Genomic DNA, 16,835 nt, shown 5'->3' with positions numbered 1-16,835 from the left:
AATCTAGCTTAGAATGATTTTTAAAACTTAATCAACATGTAACAGACATGTCATAAGTTTTTTTATACCCTCATTGATAAAACATTTTGAATTTATTTAAAACCGTTTAAACCCTAGAATAGCACTACGACATAAGTTTACCTTATGCTATATAAACCCTATTAATAATAAGGAAATTCACATGGATTTGATTAGCCTTTATCCTACGTGGTTTGAACCTATGGTTGGTTCAGGCTGGGTAGTTGCGCTGATTGCGACTTTCCACGTACTTGCTTCTCACACATCAGTGGGTGCAGCTATGTTATTCGCATACCTTTCACATAAAGCTTACCGAGAAGATCGTGATGACCTTCTAGATTTCATTAAGAAATACGGTCTGTTCTTACTTGTCTTTACCTATGTTGCCGGATCCATTACTGGTCCAGGAATTTGGTACTCAACAACCGTTGCTAGTCCTAATGGTATTGGCGCACTGATTCACTCATTTGTATGGAAATGGGCAACTGAGTGGGTATTCTTCGTTATCGAAGTTGTTGGTGTTTACATGATTGTTTACCTAGTCGGAAAAGTGGATAAAAGAACCCACATGAAAATTTCTATCATTTTCGGTGTCGCTTCTTTTGCAACCCTTCTTATTATTGTAGGTATTCTGTCATTCATGATGCTTCCTGGTAAAGAAGTTTGGTTTGAAGAAGGTGGATATTTAAATGGTTTCTACGGAACTAACACCTTTATCCAAACAGGTATGCGTATTGCCTTTATGTTTACTATGACAGCCGTTGTAGGTGGAATCGTAGTAGCTGGCATTAAAGACCCTGCCTTCAAAAAAGAGATGGCACGCAAACTTGGCTGGTTAGGTATCGTTTCTACTATTATTGGAGCACTGATGTTCCAGTGGTATTTAACTTCTGTACCTGACCAAGCGTTATTGGTTATGGAAAACCGTTTACCAGCTTACTTTGAGCCAAGCATTATTGCCGTACTTTCTGGAACGCTAGCTTATTTTGTTATCACCATGCTACGCCCTCAAGTTCTTATTGAAGGTTTTGCAGGTGCAATGGCAGTTATTATTCTAGTTGCTGGTTTATGGCCTGAAGAGACGGCTCGTGAGTCTATGCGTAAACCTTATGTAGCAGGTCAGTATGTTTACTCTAACCAAGTAATTGGGCGTGACGTACCTGGTATGGATATTAAGTCTCAACTACCAACTATTGAAAAAGTCGGTATTTTAAAGGCGCACCCATTTACACCTGAACATTTGCAAACCGTGAGTGATACTAACAAAATCCAAGCGGGTGAATATATTGCAATGGTTTATTGTTCAAACTGCCACTCTCCTAGTGAGACAGGAATTCGTCCACTACATCGTTACTTCCCTGATGGTGTTACACAAGCACGTATGGAGAACTATGTTAAAGGGGTATTAACCACTGGTAACATCGCGTACATGCCTAAAATGCCTATGTTAGATTCAGAAGTAGAAGCTCTATCAGCCTACTTAGTAATGAATAACAACCAAGGTCAAGATGCTGTTGTAGCGGCAATTAAAGATGAAGTGAATAACCGCAATCGTGCATTAGCTGAAAAAAATGCCGCTGATAAAGTTGCCACTGCGACTATCTCACAGGAGGTGAAATAATGGATGCTTCTCAAGTAGCTCAAGTCACTGAGATGATGTATGCACTGCGTAATCCCGCAGGCATACCAACCTACCCAATTATTTTTATTGGACTAGGTGTATTAACTTTTGCCCTTCATATACTGTTTGTACAACTTATGCTGGGCACATCTGCCATTACTATTTTTGGCGCATTCAAAAATGACGATAAATGGCGCCGGTTAGCAGCAGCTATGCTGGAAATCTCAAAGGTTTCTGTTTCTGTTGCAATCGTTATTGGTGTTGCACCACTTCTGTTTGTGCAGGTTGTCTATGATCCACATTGGTATACATCAAACGTATTATCTGCTGTTTGGGTTATTGCTTTTATTGTCATTCTTATTTTTGCCTATTGGGCTATGTATGCCTACTACTTCATGAATAGCAAAGAGAAAGACAAAACGAAGCAACCAAAAGGTAGAGTTTGGATGTTGGTCAGCATTTCATTAATGCTAGTCGTTGGTTTTATTATGCACAGCTTAACCTCTCAAATCCTTCATCCTGAATTATGGAAAGAGTGGTATGTACAAAATGGTGTAATTGATTATTCAGGTTCTCAACTACACGCATATAACCTATGGCGTTTTGCATTCTTTATCAGTATGGCTATCCCTGTTACAGGTGGTATGTTAGTGACTTACCGTCGGTTTAAAATGGTTCGTGAAGATGCAGACCACGAATACCTAAACTGGGCTGCCGAAGTTGGTAAAAAATGGATTAAAGTCGGTTCTGTTATTGCAGCCGCTCTTTATGTTGCTTGGATGATAACTATTCCTGAAACAGCAGGTGATTTTGCTACCTCTTTCTGGGGCATTATTGGTGGTGTAATGGTTCTGTTCTATGCTATTTGGGCACAGGTTCGTTTACGTGGTGATGCTATGTTCTGTAGCTATATGGCTCTACCTATGGCATTAGTTATTGGTCTAGTGGTTGCCATCTCTCGTGAAATGTTACGTTATGGAATCTTAGATGGTTTCTTTGGCTATGACTTTATGGACTACAAAATTGTGATGGATTGGTATTCAACAGGCTTATTCTTCTTAACATTTGCAGTAGTGGGTGGCTCTGTTTTAGCTTACTTCTTAACAATAGCTTGGCAAGCTGGTCAAACAGTTGGTGTTTATACACCAAGCCCATTAGTTAATAGAATGGGAACGATTGCAATCTGGGTTGTTGCCATTTGGACAATTCAGTTCTTTGTAGTTGGTTTCTACATCTGGGCGAAATAGGAGAACAATATGAGAAATAAACTATTAATTGGCGCACTAATTAGCGCATCTACTATTGCTCTTACCCACCCTGCTTTAGCTGACGCCCAAAACCCAATTGCTTCGGGTGCAGCTATGGCATGGCAATGTGCTCCTTGCCATGGAACAAATGGTCAAGAATTTTTAGAAGCGATGCCACCACTAGCAGGCATGCCTGTAGAGCAATTTACAAAAGCAATGATTGCATACCGTGAAGGTACGCGACCTGCAATCATTATGGATCGTGTAGCACGCGGATTTACCGATGCTGAAATTGATGCCATGGCTGTTTGGTTTGAAAAACAACCCGTTAAGCAGTGGGAAAATACCAGCTTAAATGAAGCTCAGGAAATTAATAATAAAACTGAGACCCAAGCGACAGGAGGTCAAAAATGAGCCAACTAGAAAATAAAACATTTGATCAGAAAATTACTCGTCGTGATCTAATGAAAATCTTTGGCGCAACCGCCGTAGCAAGTACAGGTATTTTTGGGGCAAGCTCTAAAGCCTACGCTAAATCAGCTGCCCATGTTGTGGTTTTAGGTGGAGGTGTAGGTGGTTCTACCTTTGCCAAATACCTTCGATTTGCAGACCCTGATGTTAAAATTACTATTATTGAACAAGAGCCTGAATACATCACTTGTTTAAGAAGCAACGATGTTATTGTGGGTATGCACACATTAGATGAGCTGACTTTTAACCTTGACACCATTCGTACTAAATACAATATCAATGTTGTGATTGATAAAGTGATTGGTGCTGACTTCGACAAGAAAACAGTGACCACAGCAAAAGGTGACAGCTTCACTTATGACAAGCTTGTTGTTTCTCCAGGAATTGATTTTAAGTTTGAAGATTATGAAGGTTACGATGCCGAGTTAGCCGCGGGGGAATTTCCTCATGCTTACAAAGCAGGACCTCAAACGCTAAAATTAAGAGAACAATTGTTAGCTTTACCTAAAGGTGGAACAGCGATTATTGCACCACCTCAAAACCCTTTCCGCTGCCCTCCTGGGCCTTATGAAAGAGCGTCTTTCTTTGCTGAACATTTGAAGAAACACAACCCAACGGCTAAGTTAATTGTGTTAGACCCAAAAGACCGTTTCACCAAAGATGTCCCTTTCAAAAAAGCGTGGGAAAGACTTTATGGTTATAAAACCGACAACGCTTTAATCGAATGGGTATCAGGATCTGACGGTGGGCGTGTTGTTCGTTTAGATGCGGCTAACAAAATGGTTGAAACAGACGGCGGTGACTTTAAAGCGGACTTAATCAACATTATTCCAAACCAACGTGCAGGCGTATTGGCACAAAAATTAGGCTTAACCAATCAATCTGGCTGGTGCCCAATTAAGCGTAACACAATGGAATCTGAGATTCAGGAAGGTGTTTATGTATTAGGAGACAGCTCTATCGCTGATGCAATGCCTAAATCAGGTTATTCAGCTAACTCACAAGCTAAAGTATGCGCACAAGCCGTTGCCGATACCTTAAAAGGACAAACACCTGGCACAGCAATCTATTCAAACGTTTGTTATAGCCTTGCTGGCGAGAACTACGGCGTTTCTATTGCGGCTATTTATGAAGTCAAAGATGGATTAATTCAGCCTAAAGGTAAGTCTGCTGGTGTTTCAGAAATAACAGACAAACCAGCGCAACCCATACTTGAAGCCGTTTACCAAAAAAACTGGCAACGTGAATTCGTTAAAGATGTGTTCTCATAATTAAGGTAGATAAGATATGTTAAAACAAACTTTATTAACTGCTGCTTTAGTTGGAGTCACTCTGGCAAGCAGCGCCGCCCTTTCAGGTGGACATGGTGAAAAACCACACGCAACACCTTGGTCAAACTTTGCGCTAGAAAATACGCTAAAAGCAATGCCTCAGGGTGATGCAACTCGTGGTCAAGAAATTCATACTCAAATGATGTGTAATGCTTGTCATGGTGAAAAAGGTGAATCCCCTTCACGTAACTACGCCTCACTGAATGGTCAAACAGCAGAATATACCGCTAAGATGATGCTGGATTATCGTGATGGTCGCCGTTGGGAAAACTATAAACAAGCCAATATCATGGTTAAACTTGCTAAAGCAATGGACGTTCAGCAAATTGCCGATGTAGCGGCTTTTTATGCAAGCAATCCATCAACCGTTTGGGAAATCGAGGCTCAACCTGTTTCAGCCAAAATTGACCAACTTATTCGTAAGGGCGATGTAAGCCGAATGATTACTCCTTGTGCATCATGTCATGGAGCTCATGGAGAGGGTAAATCAATCACGCCTGCTATTGCTGGACAAGTACCAGAGTACTTCGTACGAACTATGAAGGCATATCAAGGTAAACATCGTAAAAATGATGTTAACGATGGTATGGGACAATTCACCCACGACTTAACTGACGAAGAAATCCAAGCGCTAGCGGATTACTACGCAACTTTAAGTAAATAAAAGGAGACCGTTATGACAGGTATTAAAGCCATTTTATGGGGTCTATTCTTAACCTTTGGCTCAATTGCACTTATGTGGTGGTTAAGCACCATCACGGTTGTTGCTGTTTAAGTTATCAACCCTTTAGACTCTCCTAAGTCACCTCTCAAGATTTATTTTGAGAGGTTCTTACTCATTTAAAATCATTCGTTTTGTGCATGAAGAAGTGTGCAAACCTAACTGTTTTAAACCCCACTAACCCAAACACAAGAATTTAATTATGAAAACCTTAAAAACACTTTCAATTTTAGAAGGAAGCTCACTGCTTTTACTTCTTTTTATTGCTGTACCCTTAAAACGCCTTAACGATATGCCTGAGGCGGTGAGTATCATTGGGCCAGTTCATGGTGGATTATTTATTATTTTTAACCTGTTTATTTTGTTTGCAATCTCAAAATTTAAACTTAAAAAGAAATATGCCGCTCTTGGTTTTATAGCTTCACTCATCCCTTTTGGTACCTTTATTTATAAGGCTAAAGTATTAAGTCGTAGAAGCGCATTTCGTTAATTTCTTTCTGTAGTACACAACCTTCTTCGTATAGAACTGGAGAGCATCATGTCACAAAGGTTACAAAATATCGCCTATTTTCCAGCCAGCTTTTTTGGCATGATTATGGGTTTAACAGGCCTGAGTATCGCCTTTATTGAGTTATCTAAAATATTCGCCAGCACTGCAACACTCATGAGTGTTTCACTCAATTTCACACTGTTTCTATTTATCATCTTAATGATGATGTACACCTTTAAAATTGTTAAATTTCCAAGGGAAGTCCTTGCTGAATTAAAACACCCTATCAAAATGAATTTTGTACCTGCCATAAGCATCAGTTTACTGCTATTAAGCATTGCATTTTATGCACTTGGCTATACTGAGCTTTCAAAATACACATGGATGATTGGTGCGGCTTTGCAGTTAAGCCTGACCTACTGGGTGTTATACAACTGGGTACACCAAGACTTCTTTACCCCAGAGCACTCAAATCCCGCTTGGTTTATCCCAATCGTAGGTAATATTGTTGTGCCCATTGTCGGCGTTCATCATGCACCAATAGAATTAAGTTGGTTTTTCTTTTCTGTTGGGATTATTTTTTGGGTAGTTGTTAAAGCGATTTTAATCAACAGAATCATCTTTCACACCCCTCTTCAAGAGAAACTGATTCCTACTCTATTTATTTTTATTGCGCCCCCAGCCGTTGGATTTATCTCTTATTTGGCACTAAACAACCAAGAAATCAATCAGTTTGCGATGGTTTTATTTTTCTTTGGTTTAGCCATGACACTTTTGATGCTCGTGTCAGCTGGTAAGTTTATGAAACTATCTTTTGCTTTATCTTGGTGGGCATTTACGTTTCCATTAGCGGCCATGGCTATTGCCAGTTACAAAATGGCACATCACACAAGCCATGATTTTTACCTTTACATTGCAATAGCCATTCATGCATTTCTATTTGTAATTGTTTTATTCTTTTTGATAAAAACTGCCAAAGCCGTCTATTTACAGCAAATATGTAATGACAAGCACTAATAAATTATTATGACTCAACTCAAACAAACACTGTTTACAACGAGTATGGAAGCCAGAGACCATGAATGTGACATTCAAGGTGTGGTCAATAATGCCCATTATCAACATTATTTTGAACACGCACGTCATCAGTTCCTACTTAAAAACGGCATAGACTTTGCCGAACTGGCTAAACAAAATATCAACTTAATGGTAAGCCATATCGAGATTAACTATAAATCATCATTAAAGGCGCATGATCGGTTTTATATTTCAGTTCAAGCCATTCAAGTATCCAAACTAAAGGTTCGTTTTGAACAAAAACTCTATTTAGAAAAGACTCAGCAACTAATGGCCATTGCCAATACAACCGTTGTACCCGTTGGAGCCTTTTCTAAACCGCTTAAAAACAGCCCTTTGCACACTTTATTCAGTTAGGAAGATATAAATGAAAATTGCAATTACCAGCCCAAATGCCAAAACCATTAGCGGCCATGCTGGAAAATGTCCTGGATATTTAATTTATGAAATTGATAGCAATCAAGACATTCAAAAAACACATATTAAATTAACCAAAGAACAGGTTCTCAAAAACCTCTCAGGCGCTCTCTCACTTAACACAGAGCATCCTCTCTACGGAATAGATACCTTTATCACCCAAAGCCTTGGGGAGGGTCTAAAAAACCGCCTAGCCCAAGATAACATTAAAGTTTATACCACCGAAAACAGTGACCCTGAAACGATTATTCAATCACTAATCAACTGATTTAACCGCCCCCCTTTTTTCATAAGTTACCAGGCCTGGTAAAATACAAAAACAGCAAATCAAAGACAATAAAAAACCCCGTAAATCAAACAATTTACAGGGTTTCAATAAACTCAACCTTTTTAGCGAGCGTTTTTGTCAAGGTCAAGACGGGTTCGAGCGAAGTTTACATTAAGTAAACGAGTTTGAATCCAACGCAGAGATTGGCAAAACAAGCCAACCTACCAGGCCTGGTAAAATACAAAAACAGCAAACCAAAGACAATAAAAAACCCCGTAAATCAAACAATTTACAGGGTTTTAATAAACTAAACCTTTTTAGCGAGCGTTTTTGTCAAGGTCAAGGCGGGTTCAAGCGAAGTTTACATTAAGTAAACGAGTTTGAATCCAACGCAGAGATTGGCAAAACAAGCCCACCAACCAGGCCTGGTAAAATACAAAAATAGCAAATCAAAGACAATAAAAAACCCCGTAAATCAAACAATTTACAGGGTTTCAATAAACTCAACCTTTTTAGCGAGCGTTTTTGTCAAGGTCAAGGCGGGTTCAAGCGAAGTTTACATTAAGTAAACGAGTTTGAATCCAACGCAGAGATTGGCAAAATAAGCCGCTAAAAAATTAGTTCTTTTCTTGGTCTACGATCTTATTCGACGCAATCCAAGGCATCATACCACGCAGTTTTTTACCAACTACTTCAATACCGTGCTCGGCGTTGTTACGACGTGCAGCCGTCATTGATGGGTAACCCGCTTGACCTTCAAGGATGAACTGCTTAGCGTATTCACCAGACTGGATGTTTCTTAGCGCCTGACGCATCGCTTCACGAGATTCAGCATTAATAACCTGTGGACCAGTTACATACTCACCATACTCAGCGTTGTTTGAGATTGAGTAGTTCATATCTGCGATACCACCTTCGAACATCAAGTCTACGATTAACTTAAGCTCGTGTAGACATTCGAAGTAAGCCATTTCTGGCTCGTATCCAGCTTCAACAAGCGTATCGAAACCAGCTTTAACAAGTTCAACAGCACCACCACAAAGAACCGCTTGTTCACCAAATAGGTCAGTTTCACATTCGTCACGGAAAGTTGTTTCGATGATACCAGTACGACCACCACCAACACCAGAAGCGTAAGATAGAGCAATCTCTTTTGCGTTACCAGAAGCATCTTGTTCGATAGCGATAAGGTCAGGAATACCACCACCACGAACGAATTCAGAACGTACAGTATGACCAGGTGCTTTTGGAGCGATCATGATGACGTCTAAATCTTTACGAGGAACGATTTGGTTATAGATAATTGCGAAACCGTGAGCAAATGCTAAAACAGCACCTTGCTTGATGTTAGGTTCAATCTCTTCTTTATAAAGAACAGACTGGAACTCATCTGGAGTAAGAATCATAACGACGTCAGCGTTAGCTACTGCAGTTGCTACGTCGGCAGTTTTTAGGCCGTAACCTTCAGCTTTAGCAATTGAAGAAGAGCCAGCGCGAAGACCAACTGTTACATCAACACCAGAATCTTGTAGGTTAGCTGCGTGAGCGTGACCTTGAGAACCAAAACCGATGATGGCAACTTTCTTACCTTGGATGATTGAAAGATCGCAGTCTTTATCGTAATAAACTTGCATTGTTATTATCCTTACTTTTAATGAACACCTTATTTGTAAGGCATTCGTTGTTACTAAAATATTTTTTAAATTGGTTAGTTAATAGCCACTTATTTATGCGGGCATTATCAACGACTTAACTATATGTGTAAACACTTTTCTCCACGCATGACACCAACTGTTCCAGAACGAATCGTTTCAAGAATCAATACTGGGTCAATCGCATCGATAAACGCATCTAATTTTTTAGACTCGCCAACCATTTGTACCGTGTATGTTGTTGAAGTAACATCAATGATGTCACCTCTAAAAATATCCGCTAAACGCTTATACTCTTCACGCATTTCACCCGTTGCGGATAGTTTGATTAACATCAGTTCACGCTCAATGTGTGTACCTTCTGTTAAGTCTAAAACCTTAACCACGTCAATTAGACGATTAAGGTGTTTAACAATCTGCTCAACTTGAGCAGATGTACCACTGGTAACAAGCGTTAAACGCGATAAAGAATCGTCTTCAGTAGGCGCTACCGTTAAGGCATGAATGTTATAGCCACGAGCTGAAAACAATCCTGCAACACGTGAAAGTGCCCCTGATTCATTTTCTATTAACATTGAAATAATATGTTTCATCGTCAGCCCCTATACCAAAATCATTTCATTAAGGCCTGCACCAGCAGGGATCATTGGGTAAACGTTTTCTTGTTGATCCGTTAGGATGTCTACAAAAACCAAACGGTCTTTATATTTATCAGAGAAAACTTCGTCTAATTGAGCATCCAATGTTTTTGGATCTTCAATACGTACACCAACGTGACCGTAAGACTCTGCCAACTTAACAAAATCAGGAAGCGATTCCATATAAGACATCGAGTAACGACGCTCATAAAAGAACTCTTGCCACTGACGAACCATGCCTAAGAAACCATTATTTAAACAGATGATTTTGACAGGTAAACCGTACTGTAAACAGGTTGAAAGCTCTTGAATATTCATTTGAATAGAACCTTCGCCTGTTACACAAACTACCGTAGCGTCTGGGTGTGCCATTTGCGCTCCCATTGCAGCGGGTAATCCAAAGCCCATTGTGCCTAAACCACCAGAGTTTAACCAACGACGCGGTTTATCAAACGGATAGTATTGCGCCGCATACATTTGGTGCTGACCAACGTCAGAGGCTACAAAAGCATCCCCTTTTGTTGCACGCCAAACTGACTCAACGGCCGCTTGAGGTTTGATTTTTGAACCCATAGTGTCATAACGTAAACACTTAGTTGCACGCCACTCTTCAATTTGAGTCCACCAATCTGCTAAAGCATCGGCATCTGATTTCAATTCTGTCTTATCTAAGATCGCATTCATTTCAGTCAGAACCTGTTTAACAGGCCCAACAATTGGAATATCAACCAAGACGTTTTTTGAGATAGACGCTGGGTCAATATCTACATGAATGATTTTTGCATCAGGACAGAACTTCTCTAGATTTCCCGTTACACGGTCATCAAAACGTGAACCAATCGCAATAATTACATCACTATGATGCATGGATAAGTTTGCTTCATAAGTACCATGCATACCCAACATACCAACAGACTGCTTATCAGATGCTGGGAAAGCACCTAAGCCCATCAGTGTTTGGGTAATAGGAAAACCTAACTTGTGAGTCAGTTCTGTTAGCTCTGCTGAAGCATCACCTAAAATAACACCACCACCAGTATATAAAATTGGTCGTTTAGCCGAAAGCATCATTTCAACCGCTTTCTTAATTTGTCCACTATGACCCTTTGTTACAGGCAAATAGGAGCGCATATCAACTTCTTGTGGATACACATAGGAGCTTTTGGCGTTTTGGATATCTTTTGGAATGTCAATCACAACTGGACCAGGTCGGCCAGTTGTTGCTAAGTAAAACGCTTTTTTGAGCGTAATAGCAAGGTCATTAACATCCTTAACTAAGAAGTTGTGTTTTACGATAGGTCTTGTAATACCAACAGTATCAATTTCTTGAAAGGCATCTAAACCAATCAGAGCCGTAGGCACCTGACCAGTAATACATACCATTGGAATTGAATCCATATAAGCTGTTGCTATCCCTGTTACCGCATTGGTTGCGCCAGGGCCAGACGTTACAAGTACCACTCCTGGTTTGCCTGTAGAGCGTGCATAGCCATCTGCAGCATGCACTGCAGCTTGTTCGTGACGCACCAAAATATGATTTACTTTTTTAGCGTCCGTATCTAAGGCATCGTAGATAGGCAAAACTGCACCACCTGGATAACCCCATATATGCTCTACTCCCTCATCTTCTAGATAATTTACGAAGATTTGGGCACCAGTCATTTCCACAACATCGTCCTCTTAGTAATAATTTATTCCCTTTTCAACTGCAAAATCCTGTGTCGGAAACAGTTCAAAAAGAAACAAAGTAAAAATTAGTTAAATTCATCACAGATTTTCAAATGTGATAAGGGAAGGAATTATATAAGATTTTCTAATACTTTAGAACCTTAAGAGAGGCTTTTTTATCGATAAAATCGGTCAGAAATTGAACCATTAACCATGGATTTCAATAAAAGCCGTAGAAATAATGATTAATAGCATCAATAAAATTAATAGCGAGCGTTTTACAGTCTAGTTTTGATACTCTGGTAAAAACAAAAACTTTCGGTAATGTTGTAATTCATCAATCGACTCTAAAATATCCGCTAAAGCCAGGTGAGCACCATTTTTTTGATGTGATTGATACACTTTTGGCGCCCATCGTCTCGCCAGCTCTTTCAAGGTACTCACGTCTAAATTACGATAGTGAAAGAACGCCTCCAACACTGGCATTTGCTCCACCATAAAACGACGGTCTTGACAGATGCTATTACCGCACATCGGGGATTTACCGATGGGTACATATTTTTTTAGAAACTCAATCGTCAAAGCTTGAGCCTCATCCATCGTTACCGTACTTTGTTGAACACGTTTCGTTAAACCTGAATTACCGTGGTGTGTCGTACACCATTCATCCATTTTATCCAATTCAGCCTGCTCAGTCTGAATGGCTAAAACGGGACCTTCTGCCAATACATTCAAATCGCTATCGGTCACCAAGGTCGCAATTTCAATAATCTTATGCTCTTTAGGCTCCAAACCTGTCATTTCTAGATCTATCCAGATTAGATTTTTATCTGATTTCATACAAATTCTCTTTAAAATTAGAACCGTGTTACAGACTTACCAGGCCTGCTAAATAGTTGCTAACAACTCGATATTCATTACTTTTTAATCAACACCTATCGTGAAAACGGCTCATAACATACAATATGCGCTTATATTAACGTAGAATTTGTGCAGAAAACACTGAAACTCCAAATTTGAAAACGATAACTACACAGAATAAATAGGTTTTGTATGAACTGGATAACTCCACTTTTTTTAGGCGCATTATTGCTAAACCTCATAATTGAAGTTTGGCTTAACATCAAAAATCAATTTCATATTGGCAAACATCGTGACAATGTCCCAGAGGACTTTTCAGAAGTCGTCAGTTTAGAAGCTCATCAAAAAGCCGCCGATTACAGTCGTGCCAAATTACAACTTAGTCGCCTAGGGTTATTTTATGATGCGGGGATTTTATGGTTTATGACGCTAGGCGGTGGCTTTCAAGACATCTATTCACTTTGGCAACAAAGTGGCTTAGACACTCAATGGATTGAAGTCGGTTTTTTACTGTCAACCTTATGGGTTTTATCCATCTTACATCTACCTTTTGCCATTATGAGCACGTTTAAAATCGAAGCTGAGTTTGGCTTCAATAAAACCACTCCGATGAAATTTGTGAGTGACTTGTTTAAACAGTGGCTCCTGATTCTCGCTTTAGGGCTACCGCTGATTTGGGTGATTTTAAGCATTATGACTCAATTTTTTGACCAGGCCTGGTGGTTTTATACTTGGGTCGTTTGGATGAGTTTTCAGTTAATCATTATGTGGGCTTACCCAAAATGGATTGCCCCTATTTTCAATAAATTTACCCCGCTTGAAGATGAGGAGATGAAAACTCGCATAACCAACCTACTGGAACGTACTGGTTTTGAATCGAACGGTATTTTTGTGATGGATGGTTCTTCACGTTCTGGTCATGGTAATGCGTACTTTACTGGCATGGGCAAAAACAAACGTATTGTCTTTTTTGACACCTTGTTAGAAAAACTCTCTCCAGAAGAGGTTGAGGCGGTTTTAGCACATGAATTAGGCCACTTTAAACATGGCCATATTCGCAAACGTTTAATTGAAGGTACGGTATATAGTTTAATTGGCTTAGCTCTATTAGGCTGGTTAATTCAAATGCCACAATTCTATACAGGCCTGGGTATGCAAGATCAATCACCTGCCATTGCACTATTATTGTTTATGACAGCCATCCCAGTGATGTTCTTTTTTATGGGGCCAATTAGTGCCATGAAAAGTCGTAAACATGAATTTGAAGCGGACGCCTTTGCAGCAGAACACGTAGGTGCTGAACACTTGATTTCAGCACTGTTAAAGATGTACCGCGATAACGCTAGCACTTTAACACCAGATCCGCTGTTTTCAGCTTATCATGACAGTCACCCACCAGCTAAGATTCGTATTGAACACTTAAAATCCTTAGCGGATAAATAGCTAATAGATAGCTAATTAACCGCGAACCAATAACGAACAAACTTGAAAAGTTGAACTTAACCCAAATATAGAATATTTAGAATTTTTATAACCCATATAATTTTAGGATAAAAACGATGAGCGATACTTCACCTTTAGTCCAAGAACTTTTAAACCAACAATGCATAGACATTCCTAAAGGCAGCAAACCGATTATTATTCCCACCATTGAGAGTAATTTAAGCCATCTTGATGGCTGGGATGCTCCGTTAAACTATGCCTCTATCTCTAAAACGTTTCAGTTTAAAAACTACCATCAAACCATTGCGTTTGTTAATGCGGTGACTTGGTTAGCAAATAAAGAAGACCATCACCCAAAAATTTGTTTTGACTACAATTCATGTGAGATTACATTAACCACGCATAATGCAAAAGGGCTAACTATGAACGACATGATATTAGCCGCTAAAATTAATGCATTGTTAGACTAAACCCTATCCATATCAATAACTGGTAACCCTAAATAGAATGGCCAAACGTAAGCTTTCACACCAACAAAAACGCCGAGTGCAAAAGAAAAACAGTACTCAAACCGTTGCTCAAGCCAATATTGAGAATGGTTCTCTAGGTGCAGAACAACCAGGCCTGGTCATTACCAGCTTTGGCAAACGTGTACTGGTAGAAGACATTCATGGTGAGAACCACAGCTGCGCGATTCGCCAACACTTAGGCAAACTGGTCGCAGGTGACCAAGTGGTTTGGCAAAGTGATATTGAAGCCAATACAGGTGTCGTGGTAAGGGTTCAGCCAAGAACACATGAACTTAGCAGGCCTGGTTTTAGAGGGCAAACTCGCATGATTGCCGCTAATATTGATTTTATTGGTATTGTAATGCCCGTTGTACCTGGGATTCATCCAGATATGATTGACCGCTATCTAATCGCAGCTAAGCAGCTCGATATTCCCGCCATTATTATTATCAATAAGGTCGATTTACTTGAGTCTGAAGACGATTGGGAAGCGATAGCTGAACTTCTTGAGCCTTATGATGCCCTGGAGATTGAACTTATTCCTGCGTCAACCGTTTCACAAGAAGGTTTACAGACCTTGCAAGATTTTATGGCCGATAAAAACAGTGTATTTGTCGGCCCATCAGGTGCAGGTAAATCCTCCCTCATCAATGCTTTAATACCCGATTTAGACATACGTGTTGGTCAACTATCTGAAGCCACTGGACTGGGAAAGCACACTACGACCAATAGTATTCTTTACCATTTAACCGTGCAAGATAACGACAGTCAGGAATTACGAACAACAGGAAACTTGATTGACTCACCTGGTGTTAGGCAATTTAGCCCAACGCCTTGTGATCTATCTGAACTTGAAAGTTACTATCCAGATTTTGCGCCATTTTTAGGCCAGTGTAAATACAACAATTGTACCCATTCAATTGAGCCAAATTGTGCCATAAAAATGGCTGTAGAAAACGATGACATTGCTTTAAGCCGCTATCAAAGTTTTCAACGTCTATTAGAAGAGTTTAAAACGGCAGAAACTGAAGCTGGTTTTTAATTAGTTAGAGGCTAGCCAAACAGATCCTGCGTAGATGAGTCCCATTGTTCCAAAGATGGCCGCCACCCAAAAAAGAAAAACCCAACCAATATGAATCGGTTTTCTAATTAACTTTAGCAAGAACCAGCTGATTACTGTTAACACCAGCGCAATGAGCCATAAGCGAATTAATACCATTATTTGTCTTTTCCTTTAAGTAATTAAGAACCTCATTATAGCGAATTCCATTTCTCTCCATGTTAAATGGAATCGTTTTTTCTGATTTTACCTAACAAATCGCACTGTCACCTATTTTGAAAATGAAGCTTCATCCAATAAATAAAATAGATTTTTTAAGGCTTATCACCTTTTATTACGTTTCTTGACAGAATTTCATTGAAAATTAAGGGTTACTCAAGTCTTCTTTCTTGACTAACCCCCCCTTTTCGTTTGTAATTGCACCCAGGGATAAAACCCGAACTTTTTTTAAAGTGCTTTAGGAGAGTACACGATGAAAAATACATTAATTGCACTAGCTGCGGCTGGTTTAGTTTCTTTTGGTGCAGCTGCTCAAGCTGGTGACGCAACTGCTGGTCAATCTGCATACGCAACTTGCGTAGGTTGTCACGGTGCTGCGGCTGAAGGTGGAGTTGGTCCTAAATTAGCTGGTCAAGCTCCAGCTGATGTTGTTGCTAAGCTTCAAGCTTACAAAGCAGGTGAACAAGTAGGTCCTATGACTTCTATGATGGCTCCAATGGCTGCTGGTCTTTCTGACGCAGACATGGAAAACATCGCTGCTTACGTTGCTGGTCTATAATTTTATAGATTAATACGTTGAAGAAACCGCCTACAGGTGAAATACCTTAGGCGGTTTTTTTATGCCTAAATTTTAATAATAGATGCGTTTAAAACGGAATCTTCACCCTTCTAGACTTGATTTAATCACTCTACCGCTATAAATTAACCCTTTAGGTATTAACATTTATTTTTAAAGAGAATTGATATGAAAAATTTACTGATTGCAACACTTTCAACAGGCTTACTACTTTCTGCAAATGCTCAAGCCGAAGCGCCAGCCGCCCCAGCTAAAGCAGCAATGTGTATTGGTTGTCACGGTGCAAATGGCAACAGCGTGGTACCTAACTTCCCTAAACTCGCTGGGCAACATGCAAGCTATACAGCTAAACAGTTAAAAGATTTTCGTGATGGTTTCCGTAAAGATGCAACCATGTCTACTTTTGCTAAGGGCTTAACAGATCAAGAAATTCAAGAATTAGCCGACTATTACGCAGCGCAATAAAGCTCTAATAGCAAAGCATCAACTTACCAGGCCTGGTAAGTTTGTTTATAAAACAAAAAGGCACATCAATTGATGTGCCTTT

General features: G+C 39.8%; 19 protein-coding genes. 14 read left to right on the top strand and 5 right to left on the bottom strand.

From position 1 onward, the window contains the following. Nucleotides 1–181 precede the first annotated feature (181 nt). The 9 genes from A379_RS10970 to A379_RS10930 all read left to right on the top strand — a co-directional run bounded on the left by A379_RS10970 (nt 182) and on the right by A379_RS10930 (nt 7,661). Nucleotides 182–1,639, top strand: a complete 1,458-nt coding sequence (locus tag A379_RS10970) for a cytochrome c (protein WP_040728090.1) — start codon at nt 182–184, stop codon at nt 1,637–1,639. Then, nucleotides 1,639–2,886, top strand: a complete 1,248-nt coding sequence (locus tag A379_RS10965; protein WP_040728088.1) for a hypothetical protein — start codon at nt 1,639–1,641, stop codon at nt 2,884–2,886. The genes A379_RS10970 and A379_RS10965 overlap by 1 nt, the downstream gene beginning before the upstream one ends. Before the next feature lie 9 nt (nt 2,887–2,895). After that, entirely contained in the window at nt 2,896–3,300 is a 405-nt protein-coding gene (locus A379_RS12845; RefSeq protein ID WP_051145178.1) for a c-type cytochrome, read from the top strand. Further along, nucleotides 3,297–4,628 (top strand): NAD(P)/FAD-dependent oxidoreductase, encoded by a 1,332-nt coding sequence (locus A379_RS10955; RefSeq protein ID WP_040728087.1) that lies wholly within the window; start codon nt 3,297–3,299, stop codon nt 4,626–4,628. Before A379_RS12845 ends, A379_RS10955 begins: the two co-directional genes overlap by 4 nt. Before the next feature lie 16 nt (nt 4,629–4,644). Then, on the top strand, nt 4,645–5,352 hold the full coding sequence (locus A379_RS10950) for a c-type cytochrome (RefSeq protein ID WP_040728085.1): 708 nt from the start codon (nt 4,645–4,647) through the stop codon (nt 5,350–5,352). Between the two features lie 259 nt (nt 5,353–5,611). Beyond that, nucleotides 5,612–5,899: a DUF3817 domain-containing protein gene (locus tag A379_RS10945; RefSeq protein ID WP_040728083.1), complete on the top strand. Its 288-nt coding sequence runs from the start codon at nt 5,612–5,614 to the stop codon at nt 5,897–5,899. Nucleotides 5,900–5,947: 48 nt separating this feature from the next. Next, nucleotides 5,948–6,916 (top strand): SLAC1 anion channel family protein, encoded by a 969-nt coding sequence (locus A379_RS10940; protein ID WP_040728081.1) that lies wholly within the window; start codon nt 5,948–5,950, stop codon nt 6,914–6,916. A 9-nt stretch (nt 6,917–6,925) separates the two neighbouring features. After that, entirely contained in the window at nt 6,926–7,333 is a 408-nt protein-coding gene (locus A379_RS10935) for a thioesterase family protein (RefSeq protein WP_232744847.1), read from the top strand. Nucleotides 7,334–7,343: 10 nt separating this feature from the next. Beyond that, nucleotides 7,344–7,661, top strand: coding sequence for a NifB/NifX family molybdenum-iron cluster-binding protein (locus A379_RS10930; protein WP_051145176.1), 318 nt, complete (start codon nt 7,344–7,346; stop codon nt 7,659–7,661). Between the two features lie 617 nt (nt 7,662–8,278). Here the strand turns inward: A379_RS10930 and ilvC are convergent. The 4 genes from ilvC to orn all read right to left on the bottom strand — a co-directional run bounded on the left by ilvC (nt 8,279) and on the right by orn (nt 12,459). After that, nucleotides 8,279–9,295 (bottom strand): ketol-acid reductoisomerase, encoded by a 1,017-nt coding sequence (gene ilvC / locus A379_RS10925; protein WP_040728080.1) that lies wholly within the window; start codon nt 9,293–9,295, stop codon nt 8,279–8,281. A 119-nt stretch (nt 9,296–9,414) separates the two neighbouring features. Then, the gene (gene ilvN, locus A379_RS10920; protein ID WP_040728079.1) at nt 9,415–9,906 is read right to left on the bottom strand and encodes an acetolactate synthase small subunit; all 492 of its coding nucleotides are present in this window, start codon (nt 9,904–9,906) and stop codon (nt 9,415–9,417) included. Between the two features lie 9 nt (nt 9,907–9,915). Further along, nucleotides 9,916–11,619, bottom strand: coding sequence for an acetolactate synthase 3 large subunit (locus A379_RS10915; protein WP_081696404.1), 1,704 nt, complete (start codon nt 11,617–11,619; stop codon nt 9,916–9,918). A gap of 285 nt (nt 11,620–11,904) precedes the next feature. Then, entirely contained in the window at nt 11,905–12,459 is a 555-nt protein-coding gene (orn, locus tag A379_RS10910; RefSeq protein WP_040728078.1) for an oligoribonuclease, read from the bottom strand. Nucleotides 12,460–12,672: 213 nt separating this feature from the next. On the opposite strand from orn, the gene A379_RS10905 reads away from it, so the two are divergent. The 3 genes from A379_RS10905 (at nt 12,673) to rsgA (ending at nt 15,474) form a co-directional block, all read left to right on the top strand. Next, nucleotides 12,673–13,923, top strand: coding sequence for a M48 family metallopeptidase (locus A379_RS10905; RefSeq protein WP_040728076.1), 1,251 nt, complete (start codon nt 12,673–12,675; stop codon nt 13,921–13,923). A 116-nt stretch (nt 13,924–14,039) separates the two neighbouring features. After that, nucleotides 14,040–14,393 (top strand): 4a-hydroxytetrahydrobiopterin dehydratase, encoded by a 354-nt coding sequence (locus A379_RS10900; protein WP_040728075.1) that lies wholly within the window; start codon nt 14,040–14,042, stop codon nt 14,391–14,393. 37 nt (nt 14,394–14,430) lie between these two features. Next, nucleotides 14,431–15,474, top strand: a complete 1,044-nt coding sequence (gene rsgA / locus A379_RS10895) for a ribosome small subunit-dependent GTPase A (RefSeq protein ID WP_040728073.1) — start codon at nt 14,431–14,433, stop codon at nt 15,472–15,474. Here the strand turns inward: rsgA and A379_RS13130 are convergent, their stop codons facing one another. After that, a complete protein-coding gene (locus A379_RS13130) occupies nt 15,475–15,651 on the bottom strand; it encodes a hypothetical protein (RefSeq protein ID WP_198525677.1) in 177 nt (58 codons plus the stop codon). Nucleotides 15,652–15,964: 313 nt separating this feature from the next. Between A379_RS13130 and A379_RS10890 the strand changes: the two genes are divergently transcribed. Both A379_RS10890 and A379_RS10885 read left to right on the top strand, forming a co-directional pair. After that, nucleotides 15,965–16,270 (top strand): c-type cytochrome, encoded by a 306-nt coding sequence (locus A379_RS10890; RefSeq protein WP_040728071.1) that lies wholly within the window; start codon nt 15,965–15,967, stop codon nt 16,268–16,270. 186 nt (nt 16,271–16,456) lie between these two features. Further along, nucleotides 16,457–16,753: a cytochrome c gene (locus A379_RS10885; RefSeq protein ID WP_198525676.1), complete on the top strand. Its 297-nt coding sequence runs from the start codon at nt 16,457–16,459 to the stop codon at nt 16,751–16,753. The last annotated feature ends 82 nt before the right edge of the window (nt 16,754–16,835 follow it).

It is taken from the genome of Thiomicrorhabdus sp. Kp2 (assembly GCF_000478585.1).
Lineage (GTDB): Bacteria > Pseudomonadota > Gammaproteobacteria > Thiomicrospirales > Thiomicrospiraceae > Thiomicrorhabdus.
This window is presented reverse-complemented; position numbering and strand designations above follow the sequence as displayed.